Genomic DNA, 15,763 nt, shown 5'->3' on the forward strand with positions numbered 1-15,763 from the left:
GGCAGGTCGCGTCAGGATTCGGCCGACGCTGCTGCTGCCGCGGTGAAGCCAATGGTTCGAGCGTCGACGCCGTCGATCGTTGCCTGAATCTCATAGTCGCCGGGTTCCGGCAAGACCGTTTGAGACAGGTCCAGCACCAGCGGGAACGATCGGTAGGAGCTTCCGTTGTCCGGGGAGTCGCCCACCTGGAGTGTCAGTGAACCTTCCATGAGGGATGCTCCGGATGCGACGTTCCGAATGGTGACCTCGAATCGGTGGGCACCCGTCTCCGCGCTGCCTCCGATGACCTGCACGGCCAGTTGCGCTTCCAGAGGCACGGGGTATGCGGTGGGCTGCAGGTGAGTGATTCCGGCGCTGAGGGTGCTGAGCAAGGAGTCTCTGACGTTGGCCGCGTCTGCCAGGGCGAGCACGTTGATGTTCACCGGGCCGCGCTCCGACTCGGCTTGAGCGTGACTGCGTTGCCACGTGGCTCGACACGGTGAAGAGAGGAGGCGGAAGGATTGCTGCCTCGGGCCACCAAGACAGGCAGGTCGTGACCATCCGTGAAGGTGTACTGGGAACCGTTGGAGCTGCCCGTTCCTCGGGGGCCGTCAAGCGTCACATGGTGCTCGATCAGCGCGCCGATCGCGTGCGCGTATCGACGGATTGTGGACAGCTTGGGGTCGTTGTCATATCGCTCGAAGGACGCGATCGCCGGCTGGGTCACGCCGAGACGCTTCGCGACGTCCTCCTGCGATAGGCCTAAGGCGACGCGCAGATCGTAAAGTGTGCGAAGCATCGACATGTCGTTCTCTACGAGGGTGTTCGCGCGCCGCTGGCTCGGGGAATCGTCCAGGCCGAGCAGGTCCTCCAGGTCGTCCATAAGTTCCAGTTTATACGCTGCCGCTAACGGCCGACCATCGATTCGCCCCATCTGGTCGCGATACCGGCTGCGTACCGACGCTCGGCAACTCCGATCTCGTCGTCTTGGAGGCTCCTGGTCAGCCTGGCGTCGTGGTCTATCTGCTTCTCGTGGAACCGCAATGCCACGAGGAGGTTCGGCTCCGCTTGCGGCTCCCCCTCGTAAAGCCGCCACAATCGGCCGTTCTCGTTCCATCGCAACTCGAAGACCGGCTCGTGAGACACGCAGCGGACGCCCGTTCGGGGCCACAGCGTTCCTGCGGCCGCAGCACGCATGGTTCCCCGGACGGCGGCGAGATGCAGCTGACGATCGGTCTCGGTCAGATCGGCCAGGCAGTCGTGAATCTCCTCCTTCGCCGTGCTCTCGCCCGGTATCCGCGCGAATCGCCAGTCGAGAGGTAGCTCGCGCGGTTTCGTGCATCGTGAGTCGCTGTCTCGCATTCTGCCCATGAGCCCGGCCTCCCTCGTGTTTCACACAAAACATATCGGGACGGTCCGACATGCGGAGGCAGGGGCGAACCGACCCCTCAGCCGCGGCGGCTGAGGTGGTCGCGGGTGAGCTCCTCCATCTCCTCGTCGCTGAGCTCGTCGAGGCGCCTGCCCTCGCGGCGGTCCAGCCGCATCCACCGGACGAAGAGCAGGACCAGCACCGGGACGTCGCCCACCTCGGCGATGAACCACAGCAGGTCGCCGGAGAGGTGCTGGTCGTGCAGCGGCGTCGGGAACCACAGCGGCAGGCGGCCGGCGATCGCGGGCGCGTGGTCGAGGATGCCGTCGTTGAGGCGGAGCAGGAGACCGGGGATCGCGTCGAGCACCAGTTCGACGAACGCCAGCAGGAACTCGACCGTCACGAAGAACCCCGTGCGGATCACCGAGTGCGCGGCGATCGGCAGCACGAGCACCAGACCCGCGAGCGGCGTCAGGACCGAGATCGTCCACTCCGACCACGGTGAGTCGCGGAGCACGGCGGCGACCGGCGTCAAGAACACGAGGAAGACGGCGCAGGCGATGAGCGGCGCCGCCATAGCGTTGCCGAGCGCCCGTGCCGGCCAGGAGCGCATGGCGCGGTCCGTCCTGCTCCGCCCGCGCGGGCCGAGCGCCACCCGCGCGAGCGCGACCGGACGGCCGAGAGCCAGCAGCGCCGGGACGACGAAGAGCAGCAGTGCGATGCGCGTGGTGAACGCCCAGCGCAGGTCGGTGCTCTCCGCCCCGAGGAAGCCGAACGAGACGACGGCGTACGAGCCGAGCCCGAGGAGGACGAACGCGGCCGTGAACCGTCGCGGCCAGCGATGACCTCGGCGGCGCAGCCGGAGGACGCCGCCGAGGTAGAGCAGCCCGGCCACCACCAGCAGGGCGGCGGCGGCCGGGTCGAAGGACCAGGTGGCGAGGAGGACTGAGAGGGGCGGCGTGGTCGGCTCCTGGGTCGAGGGGGTCGCCGCCATTCTCGTCCGGATCGTGCCGGGCCCGCGCCCGGATCCGGCGACGCTGAGAGCACCATCAGGCGGATCCAGCGGACTCGCCGGTTTTACGACGGCCGGCTCCGTAGGCTCGACGACGGCCGTGCGGACCACGCGCGGTGGGGGTGCCGCTCTCGAACCACGAGGACACGATGTCGGACGGAGAACGACGGCAGGCGCTCGCGCGCGAACGCGCCGCTGCGACGGGGCCCGCCGCGGGGAGAGGACGTCGGCGCGCAACGGCCGCTCCGCAGCCCGCCCGACCGGCGAAGCACTCCCGCCGCCGGACCGCCGCCCTGGCCGCCTCCGGCTCCGCCGTCGCCCTGGTCGCCTGTCTCGCGATGGCGCCCCCGGCCACCGCGGACCCGATCGAGACGATCGACGAGGCCGCCTCCGGCCGCGCCACCGCCCAGCACCTGACCGTCTCGGCGGTCGTCGCCTCGGCACGCCTCGACCGCGACGACCCCGTCGCCTCCGCCGTCGCCGGCATCATCGCGGGCCACGGCGGCGCCGCGGGCGAACGTGCCGCCGACTCGATCGTGAACGCGCTCGCCGCGGGCGGCACCCGCGAGAAGGTCGTCGCGACCGCACTGACCTATCTCGGCGACCCCTACGTGCTCGACGGCGCCGACCACTCCGGCATCGACTGCTCAGGACTGGTGATGCAGGCCTACGCGGCGGTCGGCGTCCGGCTCGGCCACCTCGTCCACCTTCAGGACGACGCGGGCACCCGGATTGACGAGGCCGACGCCCGCCCGGGCGACCTCGTGGTGTTCGACGACGAGGAGCACATCGCCCTGTATCTGGGCGGCGGGATGATCGTCCAGGCGCCCGAGGTCGGCCGTCCGGTGGAGGTCACGACCGTGTGGAGCGGCGTCCCGCACCATTTCACGACCCTGCTGGGGGCGACGCAGTAGGGGCGAGCGCTGCTCCTGCGTGTCATACCGGCCCGCTAGCATGCCGCCATGGTGCGAACGCCGCTCGTCGTCCAGGCCTCAGCCGGGGTCCAGCCGCTGTGGGGGAAGGCCGGGCACTACACGATCGCCTCCCTCGCCTGCGCCCACGTCGCGCCGCCCGGACTGGCACGGCTGCTGGCCGCCAATTCCGACCGGATCAGCTTGCGGATGCACGGTGCCCAGGCGACCGCCACCCCGAACGTGGTGGAGGCCAACCGCGACCTGGGTTTCGTCCCGCTCGCCGACGTGCCCGACCTGGTCTGGAAGAACCTGCCGAGCGCCGTGACGGGGGGCCGGGACACCGCGTTCCGGAGCGGTCCGGAGCATCCCAACCACTACGCCGACATCGACGAGCCGCTCGACGGCGTCACCCTGCGCGAGCGCTGCCGGCAGGATGCGTCGAACGTCGCGGTGCCGGTGTGGCAGGACTACTACACCCGGCTCGGGCACACCCAGCCGGACGAGCGCGGGCTGCTGCCGTTCCGCGTCCAGCAGTTCTTCTCCGAGCTCGTGGATGCGGTCCGCGCACGCGACATCGCCCGGTTCGTCGCTGCCGCCGGGCTCGTGGCGCACTACGTCGGGGACGCCTGCCAGCCCCTCCACGGCTCATACCTCTCCAACGGGATGCCGGATGGGACGGGCGCGGGCGTCCACTCCGCCTACGAGACGACCATGGTGGACCGGCACGTGACGCAGCTCGCCGCCGGGGCGGAGCAGGCGGTCAAGGCCACTCCCACTCCCTCGCCTATGACCTCGGCGCACGGAGCCGGGGTCGCCGTCGTCCAGCTGATGGACCGCTCGGCGCGCTCGGTCGACCCGCTCGCCCTGGTGCAGGCGTACGCCGCGGTCGCGGCGAAGCCCGGCGACGCGACCGTGGCCGTCACCGACGCGCTGTGGGAGCGGTTCGGCGCGGCCACCATCGGCCTGTTCGCCGACGGCGCGGTGACGCTGGCCGCGCTCTGGGAGAGCGCCTGGGAACTCGGCGGCGGCGAGACGGCCTTTGCCGCGGACGAGCTCTCGGCGGTCGACCCGGCGGCGCTTCAGCGACTGTACGAGGACCCGGCGTTCGCGCCGTCGCTGGTGCTCGACGAGATCGGGCCCGTGCTCACGGCGTGACCACCGGTCAGCGCGCGAGCGGCGGCCGCTGCACGCCCGGCGCGACGGCCTCGGCCGGGTCGGCGCCGACCGCGACGATGCGGTTCGCCGCATCCACGTGGACGACCCGCGGGACGAAGCTGCGTGCCTCGGCGTCCTCCAGCTGGGCGTAGGCGATCACGATGACGGTGTCGCCGACCTCCACCAGGTGCGCCGCCGCGCCGTTGACGCCGATGACGCCGCTGCCGTGCTCGCCGGGGATCAGGTACGTTTCCAGGCGTGCGCCGTTGGTGACGTCCACGACGGACACCTGCTCGCCGGGGAGCAGGTCGGCGGCCTCCATCAGCTCCTCGTCGACGGTGAGGGAGCCGACGTAGTGCAGGTCGGCGTGGGTGACGGTGGCGCGGTGGATCTTCGCGGAGAACATGGTGCGGAGCACGTGCTCCATCCAACCACTCCCGGGCGGTCGTCGTGGAGGCCGGCCCGGCTCAGAGGACCTCGGGGTCGAGGTTGAGCACGGCGTCCTCGTACAGGTTGCCCTCCGGGTCGAACGCTCCGCTGCCCGGGTTCAGCCACTTCAGGTCCTGCAGCGTGATGCCGAACCGGTCCGCGACGTCCGCCGGGAGGTCGCCGTGGCCGACCCGGTAGCTCTTCGGGGCTCCGGAGGCCGTGGTCGCGGTGACGTCCCCGCCCGCCAGGGGCCGGGCTCCGCCGTCGACGGGGTGCACGTTCGTCTGCCGGGCGGGCACGGACCAGTGGACGCTGGTGACGGCGAGCACCTTGCCCGGCCCGAGCTCGACCGGGACGCCGTCGGCGCTGGCGACGGACGAGTACGTGACGAGGGCCACCAGGTAGGAGGGCGCCGTCCCGATGTTCGTCGACGACGGCACCGCAGCAGTGGAGGTGGGGCCGCCGAGCACGTGGTCGCCCACGCCGTGGTAGGTCACTCCGTCGCCGACCCGCGGCGGGGTGTCCAGCAGGGTCACCGAGATCGGGATGGGCGCGGTGTCGGTGAAGTTCGAGTACTGGGCGGAGTACGTGTCGTCGCCGTTGGACACCATCCGGTAGTGGAAGTGGATGCTGCCCTTTGGGGACGCGACGTCGCCCTGAGCGACGACGGTGCCGGCGGGCACGGGGGTGATGAACGGCGCGGGGGCCTGCGGTGCGGCCGGCGCGGCCGGCGCGGGCGACCCGGACGACGGAAGGAGCGGCGCCGGGCTGGCCGGGGGAGAGGAGGCGGGCGCGGTCGGTGTCGCCCGGGCGGTCGGTGTGGCGGGCGTGTGCGAGTGGCCCAGCGCCTTCGCCGCCGTCGGCGCGCACCCGGCGAGGGCGCAGACGACCGCCGCCGCGGCTGCGGCCGCCGTCAAACGCCCCCCGACCCTCACGGGCTCACTTTCGTTGACACGGGTCAATCATGCGGTCACGGACGGAAGAAGACCAAGAGGTATTCTCTGTGACTTCTGACACACTCCCGCGCCGGCTGCGACTCAGCGCTTGCACTCCCCGGAGCCAGAGTCGGCGTAGTTCAGCGCCGACACGCCGAGTCCCGGACCCTGCAGGGCCGGCGTGTACGAGTACGTGTAGCCGTGCTGCCCGAGGGTCAGCTTCAGCGTTCCGAAGCCCTGGTCGTATCCCGTCACGACGTTCGGGTTGGCGAAGCTGCCGTCGCTGTTCTTCGCGAGCGAGTCGAGGGCCTCGCCGCCGGTGCCGACGATGAACTCCGGGATGCCGTGCTTCGGGTCGGAGGCGCCTGTCGGGTCCATCGGCTTCATCCGGGCGTAGGCGTGCTCGTGCCCGTTGAGGACGAGGGTGGCGTGGTTCGCGTAGAGCAGCTTCCACCAGGCGTCGGCGACCTGGCCCTCCTGGCCGCCGGCGCCGGCCGCGGAGGCGGGGACGGTGGCGGTGGATGCAGTGGTCGCGCTGAAGGTGGGCTGGTGCCAGTAGGCGATGGTGCACTGCTGCTGGTTCTGCTGCAGGTCCTTCGCGAGCCAGCGGGTCTCCTGCGCGAGCAGGCCGTTGCCGGTGGTGGAGCAGTCGTTCTGGAACGCCGGCGAGTTGCACTCGACGTTCAGCGAGACGATGTGCCAGCGGCCGAGGTCGTAGGAGTACCAGCCCTGGTTCGCCTCGGTGTCGTCGCCCGCCTGGCCGGCGGCGTTCGGGGTCCCGCTCTTGTCGTGGCCGTTGAAGTAGGCGAAGTAGCCGCTGCCGTTCTGGCCTGCCTCGTTGTCGCCCTTCTTCGTGTACGGGTAGTACTCGTGGTTGCCGGGGGCCGGTCGCTCCAGGAACTTCAGTCCGCCCCAGGCCTGCTCGAACGACTGCTCGAAGTCGCTGAGCTTGCCGACCTGGTACTGCTCGTCGCCGAGGAGCGCCACAGCATCCGGCTTCATCGCGGTCGTCTGCTTTGCCGTGGCGAACTCGGCGTCGTACCCGCCGAGGCTGGGGCTGCCGCACTTGAGGGCGGACGGGTTGGCCGCGTTGTCGGCGTCGTCCGGCTCGCAGGCGATGTCGCCGACCGCGGCGAGCGTGAAGGTCTTGGCGTCGTCGCCTTTCGCGGTCGCGGCGTAGGGCCAGCCGTTGCCGATGGCGGGAGCGGCGATCGCCGCCCCGGCGCCGAGGACGGTCGCCACCACGGCGACGGCGCCGATCAGGCTGAGTGTGCGGGTGCGCGAGCGCATGGGAGCCTCCTGGGAGCGACCGACGGGGATGTTCAGAGGCAGCCTCGGAGCGGTCGACCACATCCCGATGAACACCGGGCGTCCGGCGGGTGAACCGCTTCTGCGGGTTCTCGAAGGTGCGCCCGCTCTCGCCGACGGCGGTCGCTCAGCGGGATTCGCCGGAACGGTCGTACTCGTCCCGCCAGGCGCCGGGTCGCAGTCCCGTCGCGTTCCGGAAGAAGACCGAGAAGCTCGACGCGTCGAGGAACCCCAACACCGCCGCACAGCCTGCGGCGGTCGACCGGTCGTGGACGAGCAGGCGCTTCGCCTCCAGCACCAGCCTGTCCACGATGTAGGCCTTGGCGGAGCGGCCGGTGGCGCGCCGGACGGCACGCGCCAGCGTGCGCGGCGAGTAGCCGAGGTCGTTCGCATAGAAGGCCGCGTCGTGTCGTTCCCGGAAGTGGGCTTCGACTCGGGACCGGAAGAGCGCGAACAGCGGGTCCAGGAGCTCCGCGTCGCCGTGAGGTGGCCGCAGCCGGGCGATGAGCGCGGAGAGCAGGATTGCGGGGATCTCCGGCGAACCACCGGTGGCACCGTCGACGGTCTCCAGCACGAGGTGCCGGCAGGCCGCGTCGATGTAGGGGCGGTCCTCCTCCGGCAGGCTCCACGTCGGCCGGACGTCGGGCGACGCGACGAGCTCGCGCGTCCCGGGTGTGACCGGGGCTGTCGGGACGAAGACGACGAGGTGCCCGGTGAGCTCCGACACGTCGTCCCAGCGGTGCACCGAGCCGGGCGCGATCCAGGCCGCGTGCCCGGCTTCGAGACGATGGCGCTGGAAGTCCACGGTGAGTGTCCCCCGCCCGGAGTCGACGAGTGCGACGACGTGGAAATCGGCTCGCTGTGTGCCGCCGGCGTTCACCGCGCGGAGTCTCTCGAAGGTCATGGTCTCGACCGACGACTGACGGCGGCCCGGGGGCTGGTAGGTCATCTGCGCGATCTCGGGCATGTGTCCATTTTTGACCATCCATCGACCGATCCTGGCGATGACCTGCGGCGGCCCTCGACCTTGAATGGAGGACAGAGACAAGCGAAAACACGAAGGAGAATCGGATGTCGACCACGCAGAGCGCTCTGCCCAGCTACAACCATCGGGCTGGGGCCGGACCGGCCCTGGTCTTTCTCCACTATTGGGGCGGCTCCGCACGCACCTGGGATGTCGTCCTCGGCCTGCTTCCCCTGCATGAGGCCGTCAGCATCGACTTCCGCGGGTGGGGCCGCTCGCGCGGCCTGCCCGGGCCCTTCGGCCTGGAGCAGCTCGCCGAGGACACCCTCGCCATCATCGACGAGGCCGGCATCGACGACTACGTGCTCGTCGGGCACTCGATGGGCGGGAAGGTCGCGCAACTGATCGCCGCGACCAGGCCGGCGGGGCTTCGCGGGATCGTGCTCGTCGGATCCGGGCCGGCCGTCCCCGCAGCCGAGATCACTCCGGAGTACCAGGAGCAGCTCTCGCACGCCTACGACACCGAGGAGTCCGCGGCCGGGGCGCGCGACCACGTGCTGACCTCCACCCCTCTCTCCGAGAGGCTGGCGGCCCAGGTCCTGGAGGACTCGCGCGCGAGCGCCGACGATGCCCGCACCGAGTGGCCCTTGCGCGGCATCGCCGAGGATGTCTCCGACCGCACCCGCATGATCGACGTGCCTTCGCTCGTCGTCGCGGGGGAGCGTGACCGGGTCGAGCCGGCGGCCGTCCTCGAGCGAAACCTAATGCCGTATCTCGCTGCTGCCGACTTCGTCGTCCTTCCCGGGACCGGTCATCTGATCCCGTTGGAGGCGCCGGAGGCCCTCGCCGCCGCCATCGCGGCGTTCGTCGCGGATCTGCCCTGACGGGACCGCGCGGGTGCGCCGGGTTATATAGTTGACGCATATAAACAACTGATCCCCGACACGCACCCGCGCACTCTGACAAGGAACCCCGTTTGGCCCGCACCGGCATCTTCACCAAGGACCACCCGCACTACCGCTGGGTGGCGCTCTCCAACACCACCCTCGGCATGCTCATGGCGACGATCAACTCGTCGATCGTCATCATCTCGCTGCCCGCCATCTTCACCGGGGTCAAGCTCAACCCGCTCGAGCCGGGCAACGTGTCCTACCTGCTGTGGATGCTGATGGGCTACATGCTCGTCACCGCCGTCCTCGTCGTCATGTTCGGGCGCATGGGCGACCAGTTCGGACGAGTCCGCATCTACAACCTCGGGTTCGTCATCTTCACGCTGGCCGCCATCGCGCTGTGCCTCGACCCGTTCAGCGGCGGTCCCGGAGCGATGTGGCTGATCGTCTGGCGGTTCGTGCAGGGCGTCGGCGGGGCGATGCTGTTCGCCAACTCGACCGCGATCCTCACCGACGCGTTCCCGGCGAACAAGCGCGGGTTCGCGCTCGGTCTCAACCAGGTCGCCGCGATCGCGGGCAGCTTCATCGGCCTCATCCTCGGTGGGGTGCTCGCCGAGGTGGACTGGCGCGCGGTGTTCTTCGTGTCCGTCCCGTTCGGCGTGATCGGCACCATCTGGTCGATCAAGTCGCTGCACGAAGTCGGCCAGAAGAACCCCGGCCGCATCGACTGGCTCGGCAACGCCACGTTCGGCATCGGCCTGATCGCGCTCCTGACCGGCATCACCTACGGCATCCAGCCCTACGGCGACTCCACCCAGGGCTGGGGCAACCCGTGGGTGCTCGGTGCGATCGTCGGCGGTATCCTGCTGCTCGTCGCCTTCGTGTTCGTCGAGCTGAAGGTGCGCTCGCCCATGTTCGACATGCGGTTGTTCCGCATCCGGGCCTTCTCTTCCGGGATCTTCGCCGGCTTCCTCGCGGCGATCGGCCGGGGCGGCCTGCAGTTCATGCTCATCATCTGGCTGCAGGGCATCTGGCTGCCGCTGCATGGCTACAGCTACGAGTCGACGCCGCTCTGGGCCGGCATCTACATGCTCCCGATCACGATCGGCTTCCTCGTCGCCGGGCCGATCTCGGGTGCGCTGTCCGACCGGTTCGGCTCGCGGGCGTTCGCGACCGTCGGCCTGCTCCTGGTGGCGGCCACCTTCGTGGGACTGTTGCTCATCCCGGTGAACTTCGAGTACTGGCAGTTCGCGCTGCTGACCGGCCTCAACGGCATCGGGTCGGGACTGTTCTCCTCGCCCAACCGCACGGCGATCATGAACAGCGTCCCGGCGAACGAACGCGGGGCCGCCTCCGGGATGGCCGGGGTCGCGCTCAACGCCGGAAGCTCGCTGTCGATCGGCATCTTCTTCTCGCTGATGATCGCGGGGCTGTCCGTGGCGCTGCCCTCCGCGCTCACCAACGGGCTGACCTCGCACGGCGTCCCGGCGAACGTGGCCGCACAGGTGGGCAGCACCCCGCCCGTCGGGTCGCTGTTCGCGGCGTTCCTCGGCTACAACCCCATCCAGAGCCTCCTCGGGCCGACCGGGATCCTGTCCTCGCCGCACGTCGACGGGGCCACCCTGACGGGCAAGGAGTTCTTCCCGCAGCTCATCTCGAACCCCTTCCACGACGGGCTGGTGGTCGTCTTCATCGCCGCAGCCGTGATGAGCGTCATCGGCGCCGTCGCCTCCTTCCTCGGCGGAGCGAAGTATGTTCATGGGGAGACCGTCGCACCCGAGCCGGCGGTCACCGAGGAAGGCGAGGAAGTCGGTGCCCACCGCGCATGAAGCTGACGAGCGGCCGACGGCCGGTCAGGACGACGATGTCGCCGGCCGTCTGGCCCTGGCCGTCGGGCGGCTGAACCGCCGCATCCGCTCCTCCACGGGCGGGCTGAGTCACGGTCAGCTGTCCGCCCTGTCGACCATCGTCCGGCGCGGACCGCTGAGGCCGAGCGAGCTCGCCGCGATCGAGGTCGCGGCGGCCCCCACGATCACGCGGGTCGTCGCCGAGCTGGAGGCGCGCGGCCTCGTCGAGCGCACGCCCGACCCCGAGGACCGCCGCTCGCTCTTCGTCTCCGGGACCGAGGCGGGCGCCGAGCTGCTGCTCGAGGCGCGGTCCGACCGCGCCCGCGCCGCCGCAGGCGTGCTCGCCGACCTCGCCCCCGAGCAGCTGGACGCCGTCCGCCGCGCCCTCCCCGCCCTAGAACAGGCAGCCCAAGTAACGCCTCCGCCGCCGGCTTCCGCCTCCTGAGCCGCTCCCATCCGGCCGAGTGGCGACATCCAGTCACCACTCGGCGCAGATAAGCGCGACTACTCACCACTCGTCGGGCGCCGGCGGCGACCGGCGGAGCCCGTCAGCTCAGGGCCAGCAGTGCGGCGGCCACGATCGCCAGCACGAGCCCGACCCACTGCACCGGCGCCACCCGCTCCCGGAGCACGACCGCCGCGAGCAGGATGGTGCCCGCCGGGTAGAGCGCCGTCAGCACCGACACGGTGGCCAGGTCGCCGAGCCGCAGCGCGATCAGGATGAGCAGGTTGGCCGTCGCGTCGAGCACGCCGCCGCCCGCCGCGATGCCGGCGCCGCGCGGCTCCAGCCGCATCCCGCCGCGCAGCTGATCCGGCAGGCCGACGGCCGGGAGGTCGCCCGCGGCCACCGGCACCGGGCGCCGGGCGCGGGCCACCGCGATCGCGACGACGGTCCACATCACCGCCGCGTTCGCCACGCGGTTCGCGATCAACGGGACGACGCCCGAGTCGTCGGGCGTCTGGTCGATCAGGATGAGGAACACGCCGATCATCGCGCCGGCGGCCACGGCCATCCCGAGCGCGCGCGGCCGCGGACGCACGGCGCCCTTCTCCGGAACGAACCCGACCAGCACGACGGCGACGAGCGCGAGGCCGATGGCGACATATCCCACCGGCTCGAAGCGGTCGCCGCCGAGCAGCCCCCACGTCAGAGGAACGAGTGCGGACACCAGCGCGGTCAGCGGCGACAGGATGCTCATCGGGCCGATCGCGAGGCACGCGTAGAGGAGCGCGACGGCGACGGTTCCGACGAGGCCGGACAGTGCTCCCCAGCCGAGCGCCGCAGCCGACCAGGCCCCTCCGACCAGAGGCAGGGCGAGCAGCAGCAGGGCGAGGCCGGCGACCGCCCCGACCGCGGTCGTGCGCAGCGGGCCGATTCGCCGCGCCGCGACCCCGCCGAGGAAGTCGGCCGAACCGTAGACGAAGGCGCCGAGCAGCCCGAGGGCCGCCGCCGGCATCAGCCGACGGCCAGACGGTACGTGTGCAGCACGGCGCCGGACTCGAAGCGGCGGAGGTCCGCGAGCTCGAAGACCCACTTCTCGCGGTCGTCCGGGAAGATGCGCAGGCCACCGCCGATCATCACCGGGTAGACCAGCAGCCGCAGCTCGTCGACCAGCCCCCAGACAAGCAGCGAGCGGACGAGGGATGCGCTCCCGGCGACGAGGATCGGGCCGCCGTCGCCCTCCTTGAGCCGGGCGAGGCTGTCGCGGACGGGCTGCTCCAGCGCCGTCGAGTTCCAGGCCAGCTCGTGCGGGCGCGAGGTGACGACGGTCTTCGGCAGGCCGTTCATGACGTCGGCGAACACGCCCTCGCGCGGCGGCCAGGCGGCGGCGAACTGCTCGTAGGTGCGGCGTCCGAGCAGGAGGGAGCCGGCCTCCTGCGCTTCGCGAAGCTTGAACTCCCGCAGATCCTCCGAGCTGAACGGGATGGTCCAGCCCGAGTGCGGGTGGGTGGGCTCGCCGCCGGGCGCCTCGACGACCCCGTCGAGGGACATGAACTCGGTCACGATGAGCCGGCGCATGTCCGCGATGCTACCCGACCGCCGCCTGTGGACGAACGGGTTCTCCACAGATCCGGCCGCTCCCGGGCGACGGTCGGAGGCCGCCGTTACGATCGAGGGATGAGCTGGAACACCGACGGCTGGGTGCCTGACGACAGGGACGCGCCTCCTCTCGACGAGGAGCCGCCGCTTCCCGAGTTCGACGACCCGTACGCCGGTGAGTCGCGGGGCGGTGGAGGCGTCACTGCGGCCCCGACCGCCCGCCGCGCCTTCTCGGCCGCAGGTCCGGTGCGCGCTACGCCGCCGCGGTTCGCCTCGGCGGCCGAGGCGCTGCGCACGGTGTTCGGGTACGAGGCCTTCCGTGGAGAGCAGCAGGCGATCATCGAACGGGTGGCCGGCGGCGGCGACGCGGTCGTGCTGATGCCGACGGGCGGCGGCAAGAGCCTCTGCTACCAGATCCCGTCGCTGCTGAGGGAGGGCACGGGGGTCGTCGTCTCGCCCCTCATCGCCCTCATGCAAGACCAAGTCGATGCGCTCACCGCGGTCGGCGTCCGGGCGGCGTTCCTCAACTCGACGCAGGACGGAGCGGCGCGCGCCGCGGTCGAGCGGGCGTACCTGTCGGGCGAGCTCGACATCCTCTACGTCGCGCCGGAGCGACTGTCGTCCGAGGCGACGAAGCGCTTCCTCGAGCGCGGCGGCATCGCCCTGTTCGCGATCGACGAGGCGCACTGCGTCTCGCAGTGGGGGCACGACTTCCGCCCCGACTACCTCGCGCTCTCCGAGCTCGCCGACCGCTGGCCGGGCGTCCCGCGCATCGCGCTGACCGCCACGGCCACCGAGGCGACCCACCGCGAGCTGACCAGCCGCCTGCGCCTGGAGTCGGCAGAGCATTTCGTCTCCGACTTCGACCGCCCCAACATCCAGTACCGCATCGTGCCGAAGGCCGAACCGCGCAAGCAGCTGCTCGACTTCATCACGAGCGAGCATCCGGGCGATGCGGGCATCGTGTATGCGCTGTCGCGAAACTCGGTGGAGAAGACGGCCGAGTTCCTCTCCGCGCGCGGCCTCACGGCGCTGCCGTACCACGCGGGCCTCGAGGCGTCGCAGCGCGCGGCCACGCAGTCGCGGTTCCTTCGTGAAGAGGGCGTCATCGTCGTCGCGACCATCGCGTTCGGCATGGGCATCGACAAGCCCGACGTGCGCTTCGTCGCCCACATCGACCTCCCCAAGTCGGTCGAGGGGTACTACCAGGAGACCGGCCGCGCCGGCCGCGACGGCCTTCCGTCCACCGCCTGGCTCGCCTACGGCCTGCAAGACGTCGTGCAGCAGCGCCGCATGATCGACGACTCGCCCGGCGACCTCGCGCACCGCCGCCGGATGACGCAGCACCTGGACGCGATGCTCGCCCTGTGCGAGACCGTCCAGTGCCGCCGCATCAACCTGCTCGGCTACTTCGGCCAGCAGTCCGGTCCGTGCGGCAATTGCGACACCTGCCTCACCCCGCCCGAGAGCTGGGACGGCACGGTTCCCGCGCAGAAGCTCCTCTCCACGGTGGTGCGGCTGCAGCGCGAGCGCAACCAGCGCTTCGGCGCGGGTCACCTGATCGACATCGTCCGCGGCAAGCGCACCCCGCGCGTCGAGCAGTACCGGCACGACCAGCTCGCGACCTGGTCCATCGGAGACGACCTCAGCGAGAGCCAGTGGCGCGGCGTCGTCCGCCAGCTGATCGCCCAGGAGCTGCTGAAGCCGGAGGGCGAGTACGGCGTGCTGACCATCACGCCCGAGAGCGCCGCCGTCCTCTCGGGAGACCGCCGGGTCGTCCTGCGCCGCGAGCCGGAGCGCCCGGAGCGGGCGGCCCGCGGCTCCCGCTCGGCCGTTTCCGATGGTGTCTCCGCGGAAGACGAGCCGCTCTTCCAGGCCCTCCGCACCTGGCGGGCCGGCCAGGCACGGGAGCAGGGCGTCCCCGCCTACATCGTGTTCGGCGACGCCACCCTGCGCGCCGTCGCCTCCGCCCGCCCGGCGAGCCTGGCCGACCTCGACGGCATCTCCGGCATCGGGGCCAAGAAGCGCGACGCCTACGGCGAGGCGCTCCTCTCGGTCGTGGCCACCGCCGCCGGCTGAGCCCGCACGATTCGTCACGAACGCCACCCGTTCGTCACGAACGGGTGCGATTCGTGACGATCCGCGGGCCGCGATCGCGCGCACCCCCGCGAGTCGAGTCCGCGGGCGGCCGGCCGGCCGCGCCCGCCGGAGCATCCCTGCTCCACGATTCCTCACGAATGGGCGGCGTTCGTGACGAATGGGCGCGATTCGTGACGAGGCGCGGACGGCGATCGCGTCGCCACCCCTTCTCGCGGCCCGCGGACGGGTATACCGTGCGTCGTTCCGCCGGACGACCAGGGAATTCCTTGCGGCCTGGCGGCGTTATGACATTGAACGATTACTGCGGCGATCTCGAAGGAGGAAGTAGTAGATGGCACGAATGATCGAGGAGCTCGAGGACGAGACCGGCGCCGTCATCAAGTACAAGCGTCACGCCAACGGTCGAGGACTCGTCTCACCGACCGCGCGGGTGGCCGAGTCGGCCCACATCGAGCCGACCGCCTACGTGGAGGCCGACGCGCGCGTCGGCATGGAGGCGTACGTCGGCGCGGGCAGCTGGATCGACAAGGGCGCCACGGTGGGCGACCGCACGTTCGTGGGCGCCAACGTCCACGTCGGTGCCGGGTGCATCGTCGGCAGCGGGGTCAAGATCGGCTCCGGTGCGAAGCTCGGCGAGAACGCGATGGTCGGCAACGGCGCGCGCATCGAGCGCGACGCCCAGGTCCCGGCCGGAACCGTGATCGAGCTGAAGGGCGCGGCCGCCGCTCGCGCCGCGCTCACCACGCCGCTCCGGGCAGCGCGCCCGACGCAGCGCGACCTGCGCACCCCGCGCGCGCCGCGCCGCGCCGCCTGACCCGCC

General features: G+C 71.1%; 17 protein-coding genes. 7 read left to right on the top strand and 10 right to left on the bottom strand.

The genetic code is table 11. The features are described 5' to 3' along the window. Positions 1–11 precede the first annotated feature (11 nt). The 4 genes from HNO83_RS17645 to HNO83_RS17660 all read right to left on the bottom strand — a co-directional run bounded on the left by HNO83_RS17645 (position 12) and on the right by HNO83_RS17660 (position 2,342). A complete protein-coding gene (locus HNO83_RS17645; RefSeq protein ID WP_175338844.1) occupies positions 12–422 on the bottom strand; it encodes a DUF6941 family protein in 411 nt (136 codons plus the stop codon). Further along, positions 419–862, bottom strand: a complete 444-nt coding sequence (locus tag HNO83_RS17650; RefSeq protein WP_175338845.1) for a helix-turn-helix domain-containing protein — start codon at positions 860–862, stop codon at positions 419–421. Before HNO83_RS17650 ends, HNO83_RS17645 begins: the two co-directional genes overlap by 4 nt. A gap of 23 nt (positions 863–885) precedes the next feature. Further along, positions 886–1,341, bottom strand: coding sequence for a hypothetical protein (locus HNO83_RS17655; protein ID WP_175338846.1), 456 nt, complete (start codon positions 1,339–1,341; stop codon positions 886–888). A gap of 86 nt (positions 1,342–1,427) precedes the next feature. Continuing rightward, entirely contained in the window at positions 1,428–2,342 is a 915-nt protein-coding gene (locus HNO83_RS17660) for a cytochrome c oxidase assembly protein (protein ID WP_175338847.1), read from the bottom strand. 167 nt (positions 2,343–2,509) lie between these two features. Here HNO83_RS17660 and HNO83_RS17665 point away from each other — a divergent pair, with 167 nt between their 5' ends. Continuing rightward, positions 2,510–3,274, top strand: coding sequence for a C40 family peptidase (locus HNO83_RS17665; protein ID WP_249776826.1), 765 nt, complete (start codon positions 2,510–2,512; stop codon positions 3,272–3,274). 48 nt (positions 3,275–3,322) lie between these two features. Further along, positions 3,323–4,429 carry a phospholipase C/P1 nuclease family protein gene (locus tag HNO83_RS17670; RefSeq protein ID WP_175338848.1) on the top strand — a complete coding sequence of 369 codons (1,107 nt, stop codon included), beginning with the start codon at positions 3,323–3,325 and terminating at the stop codon, positions 4,427–4,429. Positions 4,430–4,436: 7 nt separating this feature from the next. Here HNO83_RS17670 and panD read toward each other — a convergent pair whose 3' ends face one another. From panD to HNO83_RS17690, 4 genes are all read right to left on the bottom strand, one after another. Next, a complete protein-coding gene (panD, locus tag HNO83_RS17675) occupies positions 4,437–4,847 on the bottom strand; it encodes an aspartate 1-decarboxylase (protein ID WP_175338865.1) in 411 nt (136 codons plus the stop codon). A 49-nt stretch (positions 4,848–4,896) separates the two neighbouring features. Then, positions 4,897–5,775: a LysM peptidoglycan-binding domain-containing protein gene (locus HNO83_RS17680; protein WP_175338849.1), complete on the bottom strand. Its 879-nt coding sequence runs from the start codon at positions 5,773–5,775 to the stop codon at positions 4,897–4,899. Positions 5,776–5,895: 120 nt separating this feature from the next. Further along, the gene (locus HNO83_RS17685) at positions 5,896–7,083 is read right to left on the bottom strand and encodes a metallophosphoesterase family protein (RefSeq protein WP_175338850.1); all 1,188 of its coding nucleotides are present in this window, start codon (positions 7,081–7,083) and stop codon (positions 5,896–5,898) included. Positions 7,084–7,228: 145 nt separating this feature from the next. Beyond that, positions 7,229–8,068: an AraC family transcriptional regulator gene (locus HNO83_RS17690; protein ID WP_217499201.1), complete on the bottom strand. Its 840-nt coding sequence runs from the start codon at positions 8,066–8,068 to the stop codon at positions 7,229–7,231. A 104-nt stretch (positions 8,069–8,172) separates the two neighbouring features. Between HNO83_RS17690 and HNO83_RS17695 the strand changes: the two genes are divergently transcribed. The 3 genes from HNO83_RS17695 to HNO83_RS17705 all read left to right on the top strand — a co-directional run bounded on the left by HNO83_RS17695 (position 8,173) and on the right by HNO83_RS17705 (position 11,247). Next, on the top strand, positions 8,173–8,949 hold the full coding sequence (locus HNO83_RS17695; protein ID WP_175338852.1) for an alpha/beta fold hydrolase: 777 nt from the start codon (positions 8,173–8,175) through the stop codon (positions 8,947–8,949). 92 nt (positions 8,950–9,041) lie between these two features. Further along, entirely contained in the window at positions 9,042–10,784 is a 1,743-nt protein-coding gene (locus HNO83_RS17700) for an MFS transporter (RefSeq protein WP_175338853.1), read from the top strand. Continuing rightward, complete coding sequence (locus HNO83_RS17705; RefSeq protein ID WP_175338854.1) at positions 10,768–11,247, top strand: MarR family winged helix-turn-helix transcriptional regulator; 480 nt, start codon at positions 10,768–10,770, stop codon at positions 11,245–11,247. Before HNO83_RS17700 ends, HNO83_RS17705 begins: the two co-directional genes overlap by 17 nt. 103 nt (positions 11,248–11,350) lie before the next feature. Here the strand turns inward: HNO83_RS17705 and HNO83_RS17710 are convergent, their stop codons facing one another. Next, positions 11,351–12,259, bottom strand: a complete 909-nt coding sequence (locus HNO83_RS17710) for an EamA family transporter (protein ID WP_175338855.1) — start codon at positions 12,257–12,259, stop codon at positions 11,351–11,353. Beyond that, positions 12,259–12,822 carry a dihydrofolate reductase family protein gene (locus HNO83_RS17715; protein ID WP_175338856.1) on the bottom strand — a complete coding sequence of 188 codons (564 nt, stop codon included), beginning with the start codon at positions 12,820–12,822 and terminating at the stop codon, positions 12,259–12,261. Before HNO83_RS17715 ends, HNO83_RS17710 begins: the two co-directional genes overlap by 1 nt. Before the next feature lie 99 nt (positions 12,823–12,921). On the opposite strand from HNO83_RS17715, the gene recQ reads away from it, so the two are divergent. After that, positions 12,922–14,922 (top strand): DNA helicase RecQ, encoded by a 2,001-nt coding sequence (gene recQ / locus HNO83_RS17720; protein ID WP_175338857.1) that lies wholly within the window; start codon positions 12,922–12,924, stop codon positions 14,920–14,922. A gap of 352 nt (positions 14,923–15,274) precedes the next feature. Continuing rightward, positions 15,275–15,757 carry a DapH/DapD/GlmU-related protein gene (locus tag HNO83_RS17725; RefSeq protein ID WP_249776827.1) on the top strand — a complete coding sequence of 161 codons (483 nt, stop codon included), beginning with the start codon at positions 15,275–15,277 and terminating at the stop codon, positions 15,755–15,757. The last annotated feature ends 6 nt before the right edge of the window (positions 15,758–15,763 follow it).

Origin of the sequence: Leifsonia sp. C5G2 (genome assembly GCF_013359685.1) — a bacterium.
Classification (GTDB): Bacteria; Actinomycetota; Actinomycetes; order Actinomycetales; family Microbacteriaceae; genus Leifsonia.